Origin of the sequence: Bradyrhizobium sp. Arg237L (assembly GCF_029990105.1) — a bacterium.
Classification (GTDB): Bacteria; Pseudomonadota; Alphaproteobacteria; order Rhizobiales; family Xanthobacteraceae; genus Bradyrhizobium.
This window is the reverse complement of the sequence record NZ_JAQMIL010000071.1, coordinates 1-19,271: the sequence shown is the minus strand read 5'-3', so window position 1 is coordinate 19,271 and position 19,271 is coordinate 1. Positions and strand designations below refer to the sequence as shown.

The 19,271-nt window shown below is 63.4% G+C and carries 16 protein-coding genes and 1 pseudogene; 9 read left to right on the top strand and 8 right to left on the bottom strand.

Features of this window, described 5'->3' with window-relative positions; genetic code table 11:
- Nucleotides 1-112: 112 nt before the first annotated feature.
- Nucleotides 113-472: a hypothetical protein gene (locus tag OZ411_RS33140; RefSeq protein ID WP_130583876.1), complete on the top strand. Its 360-nt coding sequence runs from the start codon at nt 113-115 to the stop codon at nt 470-472.
- A 127-nt stretch (nt 473-599) separates the two neighbouring features.
- Here the strand turns inward: OZ411_RS33140 and OZ411_RS33135 are convergent, their stop codons facing one another.
- From OZ411_RS33135 to OZ411_RS33125, 3 genes and pseudogenes are all read right to left on the bottom strand, one after another.
- Entirely contained in the window at nt 600-1,358 is a 759-nt protein-coding gene (locus tag OZ411_RS33135) for an SDR family NAD(P)-dependent oxidoreductase (protein ID WP_282531306.1), read from the bottom strand.
- A gap of 419 nt (nt 1,359-1,777) precedes the next feature.
- Nucleotides 1,778-3,019 (bottom strand): annotated as a pseudogene (locus OZ411_RS33130) (SulP family inorganic anion transporter); the annotation flags it as partial.
- Between the two features lie 220 nt (nt 3,020-3,239).
- Nucleotides 3,240-4,073, bottom strand: a complete 834-nt coding sequence (locus OZ411_RS33125) for a CHAD domain-containing protein (RefSeq protein ID WP_282531305.1) — start codon at nt 4,071-4,073, stop codon at nt 3,240-3,242.
- Between the two features lie 849 nt (nt 4,074-4,922).
- Between OZ411_RS33125 and OZ411_RS43435 the strand changes: the two genes are divergently transcribed.
- Nucleotides 4,923-5,441 (top strand): hypothetical protein, encoded by a 519-nt coding sequence (locus OZ411_RS43435; protein WP_349017058.1) that lies wholly within the window; start codon nt 4,923-4,925, stop codon nt 5,439-5,441.
- A gap of 253 nt (nt 5,442-5,694) precedes the next feature.
- Here the strand turns inward: OZ411_RS43435 and OZ411_RS33115 are convergent, their stop codons facing one another.
- Nucleotides 5,695-7,248: an ABC transporter substrate-binding protein gene (locus OZ411_RS33115; RefSeq protein WP_282531304.1), complete on the bottom strand. Its 1,554-nt coding sequence runs from the start codon at nt 7,246-7,248 to the stop codon at nt 5,695-5,697.
- 171 nt (nt 7,249-7,419) lie between these two features.
- Between OZ411_RS33115 and OZ411_RS33110 the strand changes: the two genes are divergently transcribed.
- Nucleotides 7,420-8,301: an aldose 1-epimerase family protein gene (locus OZ411_RS33110; protein ID WP_282531303.1), complete on the top strand. Its 882-nt coding sequence runs from the start codon at nt 7,420-7,422 to the stop codon at nt 8,299-8,301.
- A 96-nt stretch (nt 8,302-8,397) separates the two neighbouring features.
- Here OZ411_RS33110 and OZ411_RS33105 read toward each other — a convergent pair whose 3' ends face one another.
- Nucleotides 8,398-9,132 carry a 3-oxoacyl-ACP reductase family protein gene (locus tag OZ411_RS33105; RefSeq protein WP_282531302.1) on the bottom strand — a complete coding sequence of 245 codons (735 nt, stop codon included), beginning with the start codon at nt 9,130-9,132 and terminating at the stop codon, nt 8,398-8,400.
- A gap of 96 nt (nt 9,133-9,228) precedes the next feature.
- Nucleotides 9,229-9,459, bottom strand: coding sequence for a hypothetical protein (locus tag OZ411_RS33100; protein ID WP_282531301.1), 231 nt, complete (start codon nt 9,457-9,459; stop codon nt 9,229-9,231).
- A 242-nt stretch (nt 9,460-9,701) separates the two neighbouring features.
- Between OZ411_RS33100 and OZ411_RS33095 the strand changes: the two genes are divergently transcribed.
- The 5 genes from OZ411_RS33095 (at nt 9,702) to pucL (ending at nt 13,628) form a co-directional block, all read left to right on the top strand.
- A complete protein-coding gene (locus tag OZ411_RS33095; protein WP_130230108.1) occupies nt 9,702-10,004 on the top strand; it encodes a hypothetical protein in 303 nt (100 codons plus the stop codon).
- Nucleotides 10,005-10,111: 107 nt separating this feature from the next.
- Entirely contained in the window at nt 10,112-10,525 is a 414-nt protein-coding gene (locus OZ411_RS33090; protein WP_027579045.1) for a DUF3830 family protein, read from the top strand.
- The gene (puuE, locus tag OZ411_RS33085; protein ID WP_282531300.1) at nt 10,525-11,463 is read left to right on the top strand and encodes an allantoinase PuuE; all 939 of its coding nucleotides are present in this window, start codon (nt 10,525-10,527) and stop codon (nt 11,461-11,463) included. The genes OZ411_RS33090 and puuE overlap by 1 nt, the downstream gene beginning before the upstream one ends.
- A 1-nt stretch (nt 11,464) precedes the next feature.
- Entirely contained in the window at nt 11,465-12,349 is an 885-nt protein-coding gene (uraD, locus tag OZ411_RS33080; protein ID WP_282531299.1) for a 2-oxo-4-hydroxy-4-carboxy-5-ureidoimidazoline decarboxylase, read from the top strand.
- Between the two features lie 436 nt (nt 12,350-12,785).
- Nucleotides 12,786-13,628, top strand: a complete 843-nt coding sequence (gene pucL, locus OZ411_RS33075; protein ID WP_282531298.1) for a factor-independent urate hydroxylase — start codon at nt 12,786-12,788, stop codon at nt 13,626-13,628.
- A 335-nt stretch (nt 13,629-13,963) separates the two neighbouring features.
- On the opposite strand, the gene OZ411_RS33070 is transcribed toward pucL, so the two are convergent.
- Nucleotides 13,964-16,684, bottom strand: coding sequence for a molybdopterin-dependent oxidoreductase (locus tag OZ411_RS33070; protein ID WP_282531297.1), 2,721 nt, complete (start codon nt 16,682-16,684; stop codon nt 13,964-13,966).
- On the bottom strand, nt 16,681-17,502 hold the full coding sequence (locus OZ411_RS33065) for an FAD binding domain-containing protein (RefSeq protein WP_130581318.1): 822 nt from the start codon (nt 17,500-17,502) through the stop codon (nt 16,681-16,683). Before OZ411_RS33065 ends, OZ411_RS33070 begins: the two co-directional genes overlap by 4 nt.
- A gap of 151 nt (nt 17,503-17,653) precedes the next feature.
- Between OZ411_RS33065 and OZ411_RS33060 the strand changes: the two genes are divergently transcribed.
- Complete coding sequence (locus OZ411_RS33060; protein ID WP_282531296.1) at nt 17,654-19,003, top strand: 8-oxoguanine deaminase; 1,350 nt, start codon at nt 17,654-17,656, stop codon at nt 19,001-19,003.
- Nucleotides 19,004-19,271: the final 268 nt, after the last annotated feature.

Here is a 19,271-nt window from a genome sequence, read left to right as displayed (position 1 = left end):
CATCCAGCTCTATCCGATCCTGTGGACGGCGTGTCCCAATCGGGTCCATGCATGGAACTTCATCCGGGGTTCCCGGTTTGTCAGAGTTGGGGTCTGGCGTCACGGCACGGACATGGCTCGCACAAATTTGGTTTGGACTTCGGTCCTGACAATTCTCCTCGTCGTCCCAACGGGAACCCTGATGGCCCGCGATGATGGACGCTATTCCAACTCGCCACTCAAACCCTGGTTCGACAGCCTGAAGAGCAGGCTCGGGCCTTGCTGCTCGGATGCCGACGGCGTCGCGGTGGCCGATCCGGATTGGGAATCGAAGGACGGGCACTACCGGGTCCGTCTGGAGGGACAATGGATCATGGTGCCCGATGAAGCCGTGATCACCGAGCCGAACCGCGCCGGCCGGACCATGGTCTGGCCGATGAAGGGCACCACGGGAATCACGATCCGCTGCTTCATGCCGGGCAGCATGACGTAGACGTTTTGTGCGCGTAGCCCGGGTGAAGCGCCAGCGTAACCCGGGGCGTCTGCATGCGTTGTCGGCCGGCCCCGGGTTACGCTGGCGCTTCACCCGAACTACGGCGCTTTGCCCGCCCTACAATTTGCTAAAACGACTCCGCCCAGGGACGGAGGTCAAGCTCGTGGGTCCAGGCGCTGCGGTGCTGATGGTGGAGCACCCAATAGGCCTCGGCGATGGCGGCGATGTTGAGCAGGCCGTCCGGACCGCGCTCCTCTTTCAATTGTGGGAGAAAAGTCAGGAGCCGATCGCCCTCGATGCCGCCATCGATCACGACATGGCCGACATGGATGCCCTGAGGTCCGAATTCCCGCGCAATGCTCTGCGCCATCGCGCGTAGCGCGGCCTTGGCGGCGGCAAAGGGCGCGAAATGGGCCTTGCCGCGCAGCGAGCCGCTCGCTCCCGTGAACACCAGCGTGCCGCCGCCACGCGACAGCAGCGCTGGGATTGCCGCCTGCGCCAGGTGAAAACCGCCGAGCGCATGCTCGCGCCAATGTGACTCGAACTGTTCCTCGCTCACCTTCAGGAAGGGCGCCCACCGGTTCGAGCCGGCATTGTGCACCGCCATCGCAAGCGGCGCGAGCTTTTGCGCCGCCGCGACGAAGCGCGCGACATCGGCGGGCTTGGAGACATCACCGACGACATGGGCGATCTTGGCGCCGGCGGCCGCGAGTTCCGCGGCGGTCGCCGCGAGCTTCTCGGCATTGCGGCCCGCGATTGCGACCGGGTATCCGCCTGCGGCGAACCGGCGAGCGATCGCCGCACCCACCCCCTGGGACGCGCCGACGCCCGCGATCAGCGCGCTGCCTTGCGCGGCCGTCGGTTCGAGAATGGATGGGCTAGCCATACTGGATTCCCCGGCTTTGAATGACAGGCATAATACAAGCAGGGGCTGATATAGGCGGGCCTCCCGTCAATGCGAAGCTCTGGCGATCACCTTTTTGGGAAAGCTCCAGTCTGTAGGGCGGGCAAAGCCAACGGGTCGCGCGAACGCGCGCCCCGTTGGCTTTGCCCACCCTACAAGTCGCTTGGCCTGCATAAAGCGTTTTCGAGCGAAGTGGATACCGGGTCGCGTTAAGAAAACACGTCAAGACGAGAATCTAAAGCTTCGGTTCTCATTGGCCGTCATTGCGAGGAGCGAAGCGACGAAGCAATCCATGCCGCAGCCAGCGGAGAGATGGATTGCTTCGCTTCGCTCGCAATGACGGCCAATCAAAAATCGCAGCCCTAGGCGTCCTCCGGCTTCTGCGGATTGCCGAGCTTGGCGAACAGCACCGCGAGGATGCATCCTGTGACGATGCCGAAGGTGAGATCCTTGAAGATCGTCAGTGCGAAGGTCGGCACCAGCACCACGCCGCTCCGCCAGTCCTTCACCAGCCGGACGAACTCCTCCTTCTCCGCCATGTACCAGCAGACCACGACCAGGACACCGGCGAGAGCCGCGAGCGGGATGTAGCGCGCCAAGGGGGCGGCAACGAGCATGAACAGCAGGAGATAGACGGAATGCAGCATGCCGGAGAGCGGGCTGCGGCCGCCGGCGCGGATATTGGTCGCCGTGCGCGCGATGGTGCCGGTGACGCTGATGCCGCCGAACAAGGCGGAGGCGATGTTGGCAATGCCCTGTGCGACCAGCTCCATGTTGGAACGGTGCTTGCGGCCGGTCATGCTGTCGGCGACCTTTGCCGACAGCAGGCTCTCGACGCCGCCGAGCAGCGTGAACGAGAGCGCCGCAGGCAAGACCTTCAGCAGGAGGTCGTATGAGAACTCCGGCACCTGCGGCGCCGGCAGGCTGTGGGGGATTTCACCGAAACGGGTGCCGATGGTCTCGACCGGCAGTTGCAGCACCAGCGCCAAGACCGAGGCGATCGCAATGGCGATCAGCATTCCCGGCCAGGTCGGCCGCCACTGCCGGAGCACGAAGATTATCGCGGCCGTGCCTGCGCCAATGCCGAGTGCGGCCCAGTTCAGGGTCGGAAGCGCACGGCCAAGCACGATCAGCTTGGCGAGCAGGGGCCCCGGCTCGGGACCGGCAAGCGTCAGGCCGAACAGGTCCGTGATCTGGCTCGCAAAGATGGTCGCGGCGATTCCGCAGGTAAAGCCGACGGTCACGGGATGCGGCATGTAACGGATCAGCGAGCCGAGACCCGTCGCGCCGACAAGGGTCAGCATGACGCCGGACACCAGCACGGTCAGCAGCAGGCCGTTCACGCCGAGCTGGGCGACGGTCGCCGCCACCAGCACGATGAAGGCGCCTGCCGGTCCGCCGATTTGAAACCGGCTTCCGCCGAGCGCCGAGACCAGGAAACCGCCGACGATGGCGGTGAAAAGCCCCCGTTCCGGCGTCACGCCGGAGGCCACCGCGATCGCCATCGAGAGCGGCAGCGCAACCACGGCCACGGTGAGACCGGCAACGGCATCCTGGCGGAGCTTGTCGGGACTGTAGCCTTCGCCCAGGGTGGTCATGAGTTTCGGGCGATAGAGATGGGCCGTCGAAGAACCGTCGGGCATGCTGTCAACCAGGAGAAATGCGAGTTTCTTGAATGGAAACTAGCCGAATCGTGCGGTGCAAGAAAATGCGCTCGATCAACAAACCTGCCCGGACAAATACGGGGTTGACCGCAATAGCTAGAGCGTTTTCGAGCGAAGTGGACACCGGTTCGCGTGAAGAAAACGCGTCAAAATAAGAATCTGGAGTTTCGGTTCTGATCCAATCAGAACCGAAACTGCCCTAGGCTGCAATCCTGCGGTATGCGACCGCAGCGCGCCGGAGCAGCCGCTCTTTTTCCTTCTTGTCCAGCAGCTCGAGCGGTTTCCGCTGGCGGCCCGCGCGGCTCGTCTTGATGCGTTGTTGCAGCTCTGCCGCGAGCGCCCGCGCAGCCTCGGCGTCGTGCAGTTCGCCGAGAATCTGCTGTGCCTTGCGTAGCTGCTTCACGATCGCGCGCCACCGCGCAAAATCGTCCTTCGGCAGCACGTCTTCGGAGAACTCGATCGCGTAGCGCAGCCGTTTGCTGGCCAGGCGGACCCGGTGCTGCTTGCGCCCGCCCATTCCTTGCAGGCCGCGGCTCCTCTTGACGAGCTTTTCATGCCAGCCGGCGAGCCGGCGCGCGTGGTACTCGCAGGCCGGCGATGCCCGGAGCCGCACCAGGCGGTGGTCGCTCATATGAGACCAGGGACCATGGTTGACCCAATCGACGATATCCTTGAACCACCGGCGATAGCGGTCCGACGTCAGCGCCCGTCTCAACTGGCGCTGGCTCTCGGCCCGGGCTGTCCTGAACAGCCGTTCGCGCGGAGCGTTCCCGATCGCGACATCAAGGTCGCGCGTGGCGCCAAGATATCCGTTGAGCCATTTCAGCTCGGACTTCAGGCGCGTCCATTCGGGATCCTCCACCATGGGTCCGAAGAAAGCGATCGCCGCGCGAAAACGGGTCAGCGCCACGCGCGTCTGATGCACTGCAACGGTATCGCCATTGCGGGCGCCGCGATGGTGAGCCTTGACATCTTGGAGGCAGGCGGAACCCACCAGACGAAACACGGTCGCGCAGGGCATTTCGCCGCTCAACTGCGCGCGGGCCCGCTTGGGGCGGGATATACGCGCCTTCGCGGACCTTTTCGATCGCTTCATATGTGGCTCACGTCCCGGATTCGGATCTACAGACTTCGCCCGACGGTTCCCCGCCTCGATCAAACGGTTTCTGGAGGCAGGCTGTCAAATAGGCATTGCGCCAGATCAAGCAGCAATGCGTAGCACCTGCGAAGACTGTCGCGCGGTGCGTTAGCCAGCCTCGCATCTAATCACATTCGTGCGAGCAACCTCGACCTTCGCGTGCGCGGTGCTGCTCTGCTTCGGCTGGTCTGAGCAACGCGGCGTCTCGCTGTCGATCGAGAGTGCCCAGGCGCGAGTCGGTCGTCCCTTGACTCCAATGAGCGTTGCGGTTTTGCACGCCGACAAAATCGGCGCGCTGCGTTGAGCTATTGTTGTTGCGGAAGATTCTTTTGCGCATGCGCAGCTGGCAGAATTATGCCTTCTTCGAAGCGGTGTAGGATATTGCGCCCGCTTACCAGCCGCGGACGGAGGTGATCCGGAAGCCGGAGCAGATGTTACTGGCGCATCCGAACAACTACACTCAACCTTCAACGAGGCTCGAAGTATGACAGTCTCACTGTCAATTTTTTCGCCGGATTTCTGAAGCGCAGGAGTATATGATGGCGGTCCTGCAAGTCGTCTGCTGTTGCCGTACCAACATGCAGAGATTTACGCCGATGTGCCGGTTCATCCCGTCGAGTACAACCTTTTCCGGTTGAACCTTCATTGCTTCAACTCTGTGCGGGCAATCTCTCTGACCCGCGCAATGCGTGCCAACACCAAAAGACGTCGCAAAAATGGGGCAGAAAAAATGGAGGAAGCAATATGACGCAGACCACTGTGACAAAAGTTGCCATTGCGATCTCGACCTTCGCCTGTGCGGCGCTGCTTTCATTCAACTGGTCTGAACAGCGCGGCGTGACGCTGTCGGTCGAGAGCGCCCAGGCACGGGTCGGTCGCCCGTTGACGCCCGTGAGCGCTGCGGGTGTTGCGCGTCGGCAAACACGGCGGGCCGCATACGGTGCCGGTATGGCAGGCGCCGCGGCGGTCGGAACGGCTGCGGCAGTCGGAACGGCTGCGGCGGTCGGTGCCACCTCACCCGCCTGGGGATGGGGAGGCGGCCCTTACTACACAGGGACAGGCTACTATGGCGGTGGCCCCTACTATTCAGGCGCTTACGGTGCCCGTCCGATGTACTCGAACGCATTTGCGGGTCCGCGTCCGGTCGGCTGGCAGGGCGGTATGAGCAGCCAAGACCGCGACATGTATTTCCGAAATCTACGCGACTCCGGGTACGACAAGAAGAAGGACTTCAACGCAACCGGGAACATCGTGAATCAATAGCGTCTGATCTCTCGTCGTCCATCTTCGTCTTGCCCTCACCTCAGGTTGGGATGACAGCATCTTGGGGTGAGGCAGGTTGTTGAGGGCGTGGCGGTCGCCGTGCGCGTCGAGCGCTGTTTATAGACCGAGCGAGAGAGGCGGTTATTTGGAGTGAGGGGCCGCTGGCGTTCGATCTATCACGACCGGACGCCAGTATTTCGGCACAAGGGAAAGCCGGTCTCCGTGTTTCCGGTTCATGCTCTAACGCTCACGCTCACTTCTCGATCCAGGCGTCGCGAAAGCCGTCATTGACGCCGATCGCGGTGGTGATCAGGTTTTTCACCTTGCAGCGCGTGATGGTCGGAAACTGCAATTCCAGCATCCAGGCAACCGGCACGTCCTCGACCAGGATCTTCTGCGCCTTCTCGTAAATCTCCTTGCGCTTGGAGTCGGGCGTTGCGATCGCGCCTTCAGCGAACAGCTTGTCGATCTCGGGGTTGGAATATCCCTCGACATTGTTGAACATCTGGCCCTTGGCGATGGCGCTGGAGACGTAGTTGCGGCCGACGCCGAGCGCCGGATCGCCGTACTGATAGAGATAGGTGAAGGCGATGTCGTAGTCCCAATCGCTGATCTTCTGGTTGCCGCCGGGTACGTCGGTCGCGATCATCTCGATGTTCATGCCGACGTCGACCAGGTTCTGCTTCACGGCTTCGCCCCAGCGTTGCCAGGTCTCGCCATAGGCGAGCGGCAGCAGGCGCACCTTCTCGCCATTGTAGCCGGCCTCCTTCAACAGCGCCTTGCCCTTGGCCGGGTTGAAGTCATATTTCGGCACGTCGTCGGTATAGAACTTGACGGCCGAGGACGACGGGCCGGTCGCGACCTTGCCGAGCCCGTTCCAGATCACGTCCTTGGCGAAGTTGCGGTCGATCGCGTACATGATCGCCTGACGCACCTTCTTGTTCGCGGTCGGGCCCTGGCGGTTGTTGAGCCACAGCCACGCCAGCGGGCTGAAGAACTCCCAGCCGGCGCCGGTCACGCAGGTGTCCTTGAGCTTCGACAGGCGCGGCACGTCGAAATTTTCCACGGAGCCGCCGGGCAGCACGTCGATCTTTCCGGTCTCGTAGGCGACCGAACGCGCCGCGGCGTCGGGAATGATTTGCCAATAGATCTCATCGAGATAAGGCTTGCCCTTCTCGTGATAGTTCGGGTTCTTCACCAGACGGATGTAGGAGCCCTTCTTCCACTCCTTGAACATGAAGGGACCGGTGCCAATAGGCGCATTGTTATAGGGGTTGGTCTTGAAGTCGGTGCCCGCATAGAGATGCTTCGGGATCATCGGCATCGAGCCGACCTCGAAAATGCCGAGGAACGGACCGAACGGTTCCTTGAGCGTGAACACCACGGTGAGGTCGTCGGGCGCCTCGACCTTTTCGACCTGCAACAAATTGTTGCGGGCGCGCGCATGGGTCTGTTTCAGCATGTCGATCGAGAACAGCACGTCGGCCGAGGTGAACGGCTTGCCGTCATGCCAGGTCACATCAGGCTTGAGCTTGAAGGTGTAGACCTTGGCATCCGGGCTGACTGTCCAGCTTTCCGCGAGGCCGGGCAGCGGCTCCAGTTTCGGGCTGTAGCGCAACAATCCCTCGAAGATATTGCCTGATACCATCTGGGTCGGGCCGTTCTGGATCATCGCTAGCATCAGGCCGGGCGGTTCCGGCTGGATCACGGTGTTGATCACGCCTCCCATCCTTGGCGATTCCTGCGCCATCGCGGTGCCGACGCTTGCGGTGGTAAGGAGGAAGGCAAACAACAGCCGTTTGAACATGACCCGTCTTTCTCGCATCGGAACAGCCGCAATTCGCCGGGAACAGCGGCTTTCCAAGTTCGGTGGTCGGGAGGCTCACATGACCGCGATTGCCGCGGCAAGATGAAAGTCTCGACATCATCAGCTTAAAAAATATACAGAGATTGGCGCGCTATCCCCGCGAGGTCAGACGTGAGCACAGACACCCACATCATCCGCAGCGACGGTATCACCGCGACGATCAAGGCCGCCGGCGCCGAACTCTGTTCGCTGAAGAATGCAGACGGGCTCGAGCTGTTGTGGCAGGCCGGGCCGGAATGGCCGCGGCATGCGCCGCTGTTGTTTCCGATCGTCGGTCGGCTGAAGAACGATGAGCTGCGCCACAAGGGAAAGACCTACCCGATGACGCAACACGGCTTCGCGCGCGATCAGCGGTTTGAATGGGTCTCGCGTGAGGCCGCGTCCTGCAAGCTGGCGCTGGCGGACAACGACGCGACTCGCGCCCGCTATCCCTTCGCCTTCCGCCTGGAGGTGACCTATGAAGCACGGGGCGCCGATCTGGAGGTGACGTTCGAGATCGCCACCCCCGGCAATGAGACGCTGCCGGCCTCGCTCGGAGGACACCCCGCCTTCAACTGGCCGCTGCTTCCGGGCCTTGCGAAAGAAGCCTACACGCTGACCTTCTCGAATGATGAGCCCGCGCCGGTCCGCCGGCTCGATGGCGGCCTGATGCGGCCGGACGCGCAGCCATCTCCTGTCAAAGGGAAGGTACTCGCATTGTCGGAGCGGCTGTTCGACGATGACGCTGTGATCCTCGATCATCTCGCCAGCACTTCGGTGCGCTATGCCGCCGATCGCGGGCCGTCGATCGAAATTTCGTGGGACGGCTTTCGCGAACTCGGCATCTGGTCAAAGCCCGGCGGCGCGCCGTTCCTGTGCATCGAGCCGTGGCACGGCTTTGCCAGCCCGGTGGATTTTGACGGCGAGTTCACAGGCAAGCCCGGCCTGATGCAGATCGCGCCCGGCGCGAGCCGATCGCTGAGCTACCGAATTCGCAGCGCTGCAGCCTCGTAGGGTGGGCAAAGGAGCGCAGCGACGTGCCCACCATCTAGCACTCCGCTCGGGATGGTGGGCACGCTTCGCTTTGCCCACCCTACAGATCGCGGCGCGCTAGTTGAACGCCATGCCGCCGCTCATCGCGACCGTCTGGCCTGTCATGTAGGCGTTGCCGATCAGCAGCATGACGGCCTGCGCGACTTCGTCTGTCGTGCCGAAGCGACCGAGCGGAATCCGGCCGACCAGGTTAGGCTGGCCCTTCATCATGTCGGTCTCGATCAGCGAAGGCGCGACCGCGTTGACGGTGATGCCTTCCTTGACGAGGCGTGCCGCATAGCCCCGCGTCAATCCCTCGACGCCGGCTTTCGACGCATTGTAGTGCGGCCCGATCGCGCCGGCGCCTCTTGCTGCGCCCGAGGAGATGTTGACGATGCGGCCCCATTGCTTCGCGCGCATTCCCGGCAGCACCGCCTGCGTGCACAGGAACACCGATTTCATGTTCACCGCGATGGTGGAATCGAAATCGGCCTCGGTGAGATCGTCGACGCCGCTGACGATTGCGATGCCGGCATTGTTGACGAGGATGTCGATCGGGCCGAGTTCGGCGGTAGCGCGCTGCACGAGCTGCGCGACCGCCGCGCCTTGCGAAACGTCCGCGCCGATCGCAATCGCCTTTCCGCCCGCGGTCGAGATCTCCTTCGCCAGCGCATCCGCATCGCCCGCACGCTCGCGATAATTGATCGCCACAGCCGCGCCTTGCTCCGCCAGCGCGCGCACGATCGCCGCGCCGATGCCGCGCGAACCTCCGGTCACGAGCGCCACATGGCCGCGCAATGTCGCTGTCGTCATCATTCTCTCCCGTCTGAAGGTTGCGAGGTCATGTTACACGAAAAGGCCGACCGCGATGTCCGCGGCCGGCCTTTGTTGCGTTCAGCCTCGATCGGCTCAGCGGCCGGCGGGTGCCGACCAGCCACCAGTGAAGACGCTCGGCGGGTAGTCGTACATCTCAGGGGACGGAGCAGGCCAGGCTGCATAGGAATTGAAGGGCGGCGGCTGCTGGCGCACCACCACTCGGTCCGACTTCTTGTAGTGATGCCGCTGCTGCGCTGCCGCAGCGAACTGGACGGATGACGCAATAATCAAAACTGACCCAAGGATGGTGAGGAATGTCTTCATGTGGTTCTCCCGGCTTTATTACGCTTCGTCTGCGAGGCCTGTGCGGCTCGCACCTCAGCGCTAAAGAGGGAGATAGCGATGTGCGCTGACGGTTAGTACGGTTGTGCCCATCACGAAGCGGCGAGCAAATTTCTTGGTCACGGCTAAATATTCAGCAGGTATTACAGGCGGTTCGCGCTATCATGGAGTGACCGGTGCCGGTCCGGTTCAATAAGGCAAAGGATTCCCAACGAGTGAGGCCGATGAAGAAGTTTTTACCAGTGTTGCTGTTGGTCGCCGCGCCAGTCTCCTCGCTGGCCGTGGCGCAGACCCAACTGGTGCCAAAGGAGACCAAAGGTGCGACAAAAGGCGCGGTCGCGCGGGCGGACGATTGCGCTCCGATCGGCCGCACTGCGAAAGGCGAACTGGTCTACTCCTTGAAATGCGAGAACCTGCCGGCGCCGCCTGCACCGCCGCCGCAGGCCGAGGCCAAGGAGGCGCCGCCGCCCGAGCCTGAGACGCAGCGCAGCGGCCTGTTCGGCTGGTCGTACGATCGGAGAAACTAGGCCAACGCTGCCTCTGGAATGGTCCTTGCTTCCGATGCCGCGCTGCAATGCGGTAGCGAGAGGCGGTTCCCAGCTACACAACAGCAGAGATCCAAGAGAAGAGATCAATGAGCAAACTGATTGTCCATGCCGGCGACTTCAAATTCGACGCGCGCTTTGAGGAGGCGCTGGCGCCGAAGACGGTTGCAGCGTTTCGCAAGGCGATGCCGTTCGAGAGCCAGGCGATCCATGTCCGCTGGAGCGGCGAGGGGGTCTGGATGCCGCTCGGCGATCTCGACTTCGGCGTCTCCTACGAGAACCACACCAGCTATCCGGCGCCCGGCCAGATCATCCTCTATCCCGGCGGCATCAGCGAGACCGAAATCCTGCTCGCCTATGGCGGCGTGCATTTCGCAAGCAAGATGGGCCAGCTTGCCGGCAACCACTTCATCACGCTGACGTCGGGGCTCGAGAACCTCGTCACCTTCGGCAAGACCGTGCTCTGGAAGGGCGCGCAGAAGATTCGTTTCGAGGAAGTGTAGTGGCTGACGCAGCATATCCGCGCGATCTCCGCGGCTATGGCCGCAACCCGCCCGATCCGAAATGGCCGGGCAATGCCCGCATCGCCGTGCAGTTCGTGGTGAATTTCGAGGAGGGCGGCGAGAACAACATCCTGCATGGCGACAGTGCCTCGGAGGCGTTCCTGTCTGATGTGCTCGGCGCACAGCCGTGGCCGGGCGAGCGCCATGCCAATATCGAATCGATGTTCGAATACGGCTCGCGCGCCGGCTTCTGGCGGCTGTGGCGGATGTTCGGCGAGCGGAGATTGCCGACCACCGTGTTCGGCGTCGCGACGGCGCTGAAGCGCAACCCTGAGATAGTCGCCGCGATGAAAGAAGCGGGCTGGGACATCGCAAGCCACAGCCTCAAGTGGGTCGAACACAAGCACATGTCGGAGAACGAGGAGCGCGCCGAGATCGCGGAAGCGATCCGCGTGCACACCGAGGCGACCGGCGCGCGGCCGCTCGGCTGGTACACCGGGCGATCCTCGATCAATACGCTCAGGCTGTTGATGGAGGCGAGCGGCCTCTCGTATCTCTGCGATGCCTATGCCGACGATCTCCCGTACTGGATCAAGGCGGCGGGCGTTGAGCCGCATCTGGTGATCCCGTACACGCTCGATGCCAACGACATGCGCTTCGTCAACCCGCAGGGCTTTGGCGGCGGCGATCAGTTCTTCAGCTATCTGAAGGACAGTTTTGATGTGCTCTATGCCGAGGGCGAGACCTCGCCGAAGATGATGTCGGTCGGCCTGCATTGCCGCCTGGTCGGTCGTCCCGGCCGCGCCGCGGCGCTGATGCGCTTCCTCGACTACGTCACGAAGCACGACCGCGTCTGGGTGCCGACGCGGCTGCAGATCGCCGAGCATTGGCACGCCAACCACAAGCAGCTCGCCGAACAGGCCTTCAGCATCGGATAGGATGTCGATCACAACAGCCGATCTCAACAGTCTTGGCCGCGACGAATTCGTCACGGCGCTTGGCAACATCTTCGAGCATTCCCCGTGGATCGCCGAGCAGGTGGCGTTGCTGCGGCCGTTCGCCGGCGTCAACGCGCTGTTCGCGGCGATGAAGGCCGCGGTCGAACGCGCACCGGCTGAACTGCGGCTCGCGCTCATCAAGTTGCATCCCGATCTCGCCGACAAGACCCAGCGCGCCGCGGGCCTCACCGCGGAATCCGATGCCGAACAGAACAGCGCCGGCCTCGACCGATTGTCGGATGCCGAATATGATGCGTTCGAGCGCGTCAACAACGCCTATCGCTCGAAATTCGGCTTCCCCTATATCGTTTGCGTGCGCCGCCACACCAGGGATTCGATCCTGCGCGACTTCGAGCGGCGATTGCCGAACGATGTGCCGGCCGAGATACAGCGATCGGTCGAGGAGATCTGCCGCATCGCCGCGCTGCGGCTCGATCAGCTCGTGACGGCGGAGGACAGACTTCCCGTGCACGGCCGTCTCTCGACGCATGTGCTGGACACGCATAGTGGCAAGCCGGCCGCCGGCATCGCTGTCGAATTGATCGAATTGTCCGATCTCGGCTTAAGCCGCGTCGTGACGCGCGCCGTGACCAACGCCGACGGCCGTACGGATCAGCCATTGATCGGCGGCCGCCCGGTGCCATCAGGAAAGTACGAGCTGCTGTTCAGCGTCGGCGAGTATTTTGCGAGCCGCCAGGTGCCGCTCTCCGATCCGCCCTTCCTCGACCGCATCCCCCTGCGTTTTGCGGTGAGCGAGCCCGAAGGCCATCTCCACGTGCCGCTCCTGGTCACGCCCTGGAGCTATGCCACGTATCGCGGCAGTTAAGTTGTAGGGTGGGCAAAGCCAACGGGTCGCGCGAACGCGCGCCCGATGACAGGCTCCGCGTGCCCACCATCCACGGGCGGTGCAAGAAAGGTGGGCACGCTGCGCTTTGCCCACCCTACGACTGCCGGTCCCTCATGGTGAGGAGCGCCGTCAGGCGCGTCTCGAACCATGAGGCCCGTATCTCGCCCGCGGCCATCCTTCGAGACGACCGCTACGCGGTCTCCTCAGGATGAGGCCCGTATGTGCGGGACGACGTATACCCGATGCCGCTGATGAAGGCCGCGGCAAGGATGGCGAAGATTGTGGCAGCGGTGGCAGGTCACACCAACTCACGTTGCCGTGCCCGAAGCTTGCCCGGTGGCATAAACGTTGCTCATTATGTGTAGATCGGGCGCAATGCCCGTTTGAATTTACCGGCTCAACGGGAGGCTTTCACGTGCCGCTGATCAAGAACCGCTACGGCAAGGGTCGCGTCCGGGTGATGCGCATTCATCGTGATGGTGACAGGCACGAGGTCAGCCAGCTCAACATCAAGGCGATGCTCGAAGGCGATTTCGCCCGCACCTATACCGATGCGGACAATTCCAACACGGTGTCGACCGACACCATCAAGAACGTCGTCAACGTCGTCGCCCGCGAGAATACCGGGCTCTCCCCGGAAGAATTCTGCCAGGTATTGGCGCAGAAATATTTCGACACCTATCCGCAGGTGTCATCGGTATCAATCACCTCGCACGAGACCAAGTGGAACAGGCTGAGCTTCGGCGGCAAGCCGCATCCGCACAGCTTCGTGCTCGACGGCAACGGCAAGCCGACCGTCGAACTTACGGCGACGCGTGGCGGACCGATGACGCTCGCCTCGGGTATCGACGGCTTCGCCTTCATGAAGTCGACTCAATCCGGCTGGGAGAATTACCTCAAGGACCGCTACACCACGCTTTCTGAGACGCATGACCGCATCTGCGCGACCAGCATGGTGGCGTCGTGGAAATGGTCGGGCAAGCCAGCGAGCTATCCGGCGACGAATGCGAAGATCCTCGATGTGCTGCTCGAGGTGTTCTCGACCACCTATAGCTGGAGCGTGCAGGACAGCCTCTACCGCATGGGCGAGGCGGCGCTCGCGGCGGTGCCCGAGATGTCCGAGATCAGCATGGCCTGCCCGAACATGCATTTCATCCCGATGAATCTCTCCGCCTTCGGGCTCGACAACAACAACCAGGTGTTCCTGCCGACTGACGAGCCGCACGGCCAGATCGAGTGCACGGTGGGGCGGGGCTGACGATGTCGTTCCGGGGCGATGCGAAGCATCGAACTACGATGTGCGATTGCACATCGGAGAACCTCGAGATTCCGGGTTCGCGCTCCGCGCGCCCCGGAATGACAGACGGGGGCGTAGGGTGGGCAAAGCGACCCACTCGCTGTGACCTGTCCACGGGCGACGGCGGAAGCGTGCCCACTATCACGCATTCCGCTCGTGAAGGTGGGCACCACCCTACACACTCCGTCATTGCGAGCGAAGCGAAGCAATCCATCTCTCCACTCGCGGAGATATGGATTGCTTCGTCGCTTCGCTCCTCGCAATGACGGCGGAGAGCAACGGTGCGACATTCGCGACTACCCATACTTCTCATGCAGCGCCGGGAACAGGCGGTCGGGCTTGAACGGCACGCTGGTGAAGCGGATGCCGGTGGCGTTAGCGATTGCATTGCCGAGTGCGGCGGCGACGGGGTTGTATGGACTCTCGCTCATCGACTTCGCGCCCATCGGCCCGACCGCATCTGATGTCTCAGCAAAGAAGACGTCCGTCCGCGGCACGTCGGCATAAGAGGGCAGGTGATAGTCGCGGAACCTCGGATTGATCACCCGTCCGCCATCGTCGATCACGAGCTCCTCGTAGAGTGCGGCACCGAGCGCTTGTGCGACGCCGCCTTCGACCTGCGCGCGGCATTGCATGGGGTTGGCGACGCGGCCGGCGTCGGCCGCCTGCACGCTCTTCAAGATCCTGACTTCGCCGGTGCCCCTGTTTACGGCGACGCGAAAACCCTGCACGTTGAACGCGACCGAGCGCGGGGTACCATGCGCGCTGCCGCTGGCCTCCAGAGTGCTGTCACGCTCTTTCGCGGCTTTCGCAAGGTCGGCAAAGGACAGGCGCCGCTTGCCGCAGACGACGTTTTCATTGTCCAGCAGGCATAAGTCGGCATCCACTTCGCACATCTCGGCCGCAAACGCCTTGATCGCGACCGCGAGATTTTCCGCTGCATGTTGCGTCGCGCGCCCGGCAACGAAGATGCCGGCGCTGCCATAGGCGCCGGTATCGTGGCCGCCATGCGCGGTGTCGGATTGCTTCAGGATGATGCGATCGACCGTCGTCGCCAGCGCGCTCGCCGCGATCTGGCGATGCACCGTGCTGGTGCCGTTGCCGAACTCGGCGGTGCCGACCGTCAGCTCGAAACCGCCATCCTCGCGCAGCGCGATTTTGGAATCGGAGAGATGCCCGGCCGGCGGAACGGTGTCGATCATCGTCAGCGCCATGCCGGCGCCGAGCAGCCACTCAGGCGACAATCCATGCCGCGACGTGTCCTCGGCCATCGCGCGCTCGACCAGGTCGAGGCACTGGTCGAGTCCGTAGGAGCCATAGAGCACGTCGTGATATTGCGAAGGCGGCGGCGAGAGCATGGGGTCGCCGGGCTTCACGACATTGCGGCGGCGGAAGTCGAACGGATTGATGCCGAGCTGTCTTGCCAGTTCGTCGATCGCGGCTTCCACGGCGAACAGGCCTTGCGGCAGACCGTAGCCGCGGAAGGCGCCGGCCGGCAGCGTGTTGGTGTAGGCGACGACGGCGTCGACCTTCTTGTTCGGGCAGTTGTAGACGCTGACCGACTCGGCCACAGCATGGAACAGCACTGGCCCCGCATGGTTGCCGTAGGCGCCGGTGTTGGAGAGCACGTCGAGCTGCAGCGCGGTCAGCTTGCCGTTCTTGTCGGCGCCGGCCCTCACCTTGACGCGCATCGGATGCCGTGTCGAGGTGGCGATGAACTGCTCTTCGCGGGTGAATTCGAGCTTGACGGGGCGTCCGGTCTTGAGCGCGGCCAACGCAAGAATGTCCTCGACGAACATCTCCTGCTTGCCGCCGAATCCGCCGCCGACCCGTTCGCAGAACACCCTGATCTTATCGGATGGCAGATCGAAGATCTGCGACAGCCCGCGTCGGGTCAGGAACGGCACTTGCGTGCTGGAGCGGACATTGAGGATGCCCTCAGTGTCGATCCAGGCGAGCCCGCCATGGGTCTCCAGCGCGGCATGCTGGACGCGCTGGGTCGTGAACGTCCCCTCATAGGTGACGGCAGCCTCCGCCAGTCCTTTCGCGACGTCGCCATATTCGCCATGCGTCTCCGCAACGAGGTTGCGCGTGGGGTTGGTGATGCGATGTTCGACCGTTTTGTCGCCATGAAGGACCGGCGCCCCCGGCGCGATCGCCTCGGCCGGGTCGAACACCGCGGGCAGCAGCTCGTAGTCGACCTTGAGGCGGCGGCAGCCTTCTTCCGCCGCGGCCTCGGTCTCCGCCACGACGGCGGCGACTTTCTGGCCGATAAAGCGGACGACGTCGTCGAGGACGCGGGTATCCTCGGGGTCCATCCAGTCCTTCTCATGCCGCGCGGTCGAGAACAGAAGTTTTGGTGCATCCTCATGGGTCAGCACCGCATGCACACCGGGCACCGCGAGCGCCGCGCTCTTGTCGATCGAAACGATCTTCGCGTGCGGATGCGGCGAGCGCAGCAGCTTGACGTGCAGCAGACCTTCCACCTTGGTGTCGAACGTGTAGCGCGCCGCTCCGCGCACCACGAGCGGTCCGGCCGGCGCCGGCAGGCTGCGGCCGAAGGCGGTCCCGGCGCCGTCGTCCTCGATGTTGCACTTGCCGTCGAGCGCATCCTTGATCGAGCGATAGCCGGTGCAGCGACAGATATTGCCCTTCAGCGAAGCGCCAAGGTCTTGCCGCTGCGCCTGGTTGAGCGATGCGCAGGTCAGGATCATGCCGGCCGTGCAGAACCCGCACTGGAATCCCTGTGCGTCAAGGAAGGCCTGCTGCAGCGGATGGGTGCCGCCGTCAGGTGCAAATCCCTCGATAGTGGTGACGGCATGCCCTTCGGCGCGGAACGCCGGGATCAGGCAGCTATGCACCGGTTCGCCATCGAGCAGCACGGTGCAGGCGCCGCAATCGCCGGCGTCGCAGCCTTTCTTGACGCCGAAATGCCCGAGGTCGCGCAGGAAGGTGCGCAGGCATTGTCCGGCCCGCGGCGCTTCCGAGAATGTCTTGCCGTTGATGTCGAAGGTCATGGCTGCGCCTTGAGTTCAGCGCGGATCTCTTCCGCGAGCCGCACCGTCATGTGCTTGCGCCAGACCGGTTTGCCGTGGATGTCGGTGTGGTAGAGATTGTCCGGGAGGCGCCGCAGGATCGTCTCGCGCAATTCCTCCTGCTCTGGGATAGTGGCAAAGGAGAGTCTGATCGGCCGTATCGTCGAGGCGGTCACGGTCAGCGCAAAGCTGCCCTCGCTGTCGGTGCTTCCGATCAACAGCGCCGCCGAGCGACCGACCGGCGTCAGCGAGATCTGGCGAAACGCCGAACGCCGCCGCAGCGCCGCGAGCGGAATGTCGATCTGCCGCAGGAGGTCGCCGGGCCGAAGCAGGTTCTGCTGATTGCCGGTGATGAAGTCGATGATGCGAGTCTTGCGCTCGCCGCCATCGGTCTGCCAGATCGTGGCGAGGCCGTCGAGTGCCGACGTCAGCGAGATCATCGGCCCCGCCGGCAGCGACATGCAGATATTGCCGCCGACGGTCGCAGTCTTCCAGATCTTGAAGGAGGCGAGGAACGAGCGGCAGCATTGGTTGATCAGCGGCGAGGCGATCCAGTCCGGCGGGCAGGCAAAGCCGTCAAGCTGGGCCACCGTGCAGGTGGCGGCGATGGTGAAGTTGTCGTCGCCAATTGTCAGCGCCGGCCATTTCAGATCGGAGAGATCGATCAGCCGCCTCAGATGCGCCTGCGGCTCCGAGAACAGCCAGGTGCCGCCCGCCAGCCAAGCATCGCCTGCTTTCCAAACAGGCAGTTGCGCCCGGGATTTCGGATGGGCGACTTCCGTGATCGTGTTCAGGTCCATCGATACGCCGACGCTTTCAACAGGATGCATCCTAGCTTAAGAGTCTTGCTCACTTAAGAAGCCTTGCAAGACCGACGCCAATTGTTGGCCATAATTGGGACGGTCCTTGCATCGAACCAAACACCGATGCTTCTCTATAGATGGTGGAATCATGGACCAAACGCACCCGATCTGGATCAAGGATCCGCTTTCCATTCTGGCCGAAGGCGCCGAACGCGGCATCGTGGTGAAGGATGGCAAGATCGTCGAACTGGTCGGCCGCGGCAAGGAGCCAACGGCTACGTCGGTAACGGTGTTCGACGCAGCCGAACACGTTGTACTGCCGGGATTGATCAACACCCATCACCACTTCTACCAGACACTCACGCGGGCGCTCCCGGCTGCACTCGATCGCGAGCTGTTCCCCTGGCTCAAGGCGCTTTATCCGGTATGGGCGCGGCTGACGCCGGAATCGCTCCAGCTCGGTGTCACCGTTGCAATGTCGGAACTGCTGCTGTCGGGCTGCACCACGACGACCGATCACCACTATGTGTTTCCCGCCGGGCTCGAGGACGCCGTCGATATCGAGGTGGCCGTTGCAAAGCGCCTCGGCTTGCGGGTGCTGCTCACGCGCGGCTCGATGAATCTGTCTGTGCGCGACGGCGGCCTGCCGCCCGATAGCGTCGTGCAGGATGAGGACACCATTCTGGCCGACAGCGCGCGCGTGGTCGCAAAGCATCACCAGCGCGGCGAGCAGGCGATGGTGCAGATCGCGCTGGCGCCATGCTCGCCGTTCTCGGTGACGACCTCGCTGATGCAAAAGACCGCCGAGCTTGCCGACAAGCTCGATGTTCGCCTGCACACTCATCTCGCCGAGACCGAGGACGAGAACAGGTTCTGCGAGGAGATATATCGCTGCCGGCCGCTGGATTATCTCGAGCGATGCGGCTGGCTCAATGGGCGCACCTGGCTCGCGCACGGCATCCATTTCAACGCCGATGAAATGGCGCGGCTCGGCAAGGCGAGGACCAGCATCAGCCACTGCGCCTGCAGCAACCAGGTGCTGGCGTCGGGCTGCTGCCCGGTCTGCGAGATGGAGGAAGCCGGCGTCGGCATCGGCCTTGGCGTCGACGGCTCGGCCTCTAACGACGGCTCCAATCTGATGCAGGAGGTGCGCGCCGCCTTCCTGGTGCAGCGGGCGCGCTATGGTGTCGACCGCGTCAGCCACAAGGATGCGCTGCGCTGGGCAACCAAAGGCTCCGCCGCCTGCGTCGGCCGTCCCGAGCTCGGCGAGATCGCCGTCGGCAAGGCCGCCGATCTCGCTTTGTTCAAGCTCGACGAGTTGCGCTTCTCCGGCCATGGCGACCCGCTCGCCGCGCTGGTGCTGTGCGGCGCGCACCGCGCCGACCGCGTGATGGTCGGTGGCAACTGGGCCGTGATCGACGGTGCGATTCCCGGGCTGGATGTCGCCGACCTGATCCGCCGCCACACCGCCGCCGCGCGCGCGATGCAGGCGGGGTGAGATCGCAGCCCGCTCTCTCCGTCATTCCGGGGCGCGCGCAGCGCGAGCCCGGAATCCATTCCTCCGCCTGGTATGTGGCCCGATGGATTCCGGGCTCATCGCTTCGCGATGCCCCGGAATGACAGCGTGTGCTGTGGCGCGAGCTATGCAAAAACTGCCCGACGGGCAAATCACCGAAAGTCTGTCCAGCCCTCACACAAAAAACATTCCGCTTTCGCCGTCGGGCAAATCAGTGATTTAACTCCGCGCGTCTCACCCGAATGAGGGG

Excerpts from the sequence above, each read along its gene's own strand:
- OZ411_RS33140 (WP_130583876.1), top strand. The coding sequence starts at position 113 with ATGGCTCGCACAAATTTGGTTTGGACTTCGGTCCTGACAATTCTCCTC.
- OZ411_RS33090 (WP_027579045.1), top strand. The coding sequence starts at position 10,112 with ATGAGCAAACTGATTGTCCATGCCGGCGACTTCAAATTCGACGCGCGC.
- OZ411_RS33100 (WP_282531301.1), bottom strand. The coding sequence starts at position 9,459 with ATGAAGACATTCCTCACCATCCTTGGGTCAGTTTTGATTATTGCGTCA.
- OZ411_RS33135 (WP_282531306.1), bottom strand. The coding sequence starts at position 1,358 with ATGGCTAGCCCATCCATTCTCGAACCGACGGCCGCGCAAGGCAGCGCG.
- OZ411_RS43435 (WP_349017058.1), top strand. The coding sequence starts at position 4,923 with ATGACGCAGACCACTGTGACAAAAGTTGCCATTGCGATCTCGACCTTC.
- OZ411_RS33065 (WP_130581318.1), bottom strand. The coding sequence starts at position 17,502 with ATGGACCTGAACACGATCACGGAAGTCGCCCATCCGAAATCCCGGGCG.
- OZ411_RS33105 (WP_282531302.1), bottom strand. The coding sequence starts at position 9,132 with ATGACGACAGCGACATTGCGCGGCCATGTGGCGCTCGTGACCGGAGGT.
- OZ411_RS33070 (WP_282531297.1), bottom strand. The coding sequence starts at position 16,684 with ATGACCTTCGACATCAACGGCAAGACATTCTCGGAAGCGCCGCGGGCC.
- uraD (WP_282531299.1), top strand. The coding sequence starts at position 11,465 with ATGTCGATCACAACAGCCGATCTCAACAGTCTTGGCCGCGACGAATTC.
- OZ411_RS33095 (WP_130230108.1), top strand. The coding sequence starts at position 9,702 with ATGAAGAAGTTTTTACCAGTGTTGCTGTTGGTCGCCGCGCCAGTCTCC.
- OZ411_RS33060 (WP_282531296.1), top strand. The coding sequence starts at position 17,654 with ATGGACCAAACGCACCCGATCTGGATCAAGGATCCGCTTTCCATTCTG.
- OZ411_RS33115 (WP_282531304.1), bottom strand. The coding sequence starts at position 7,248 with ATGTTCAAACGGCTGTTGTTTGCCTTCCTCCTTACCACCGCAAGCGTC.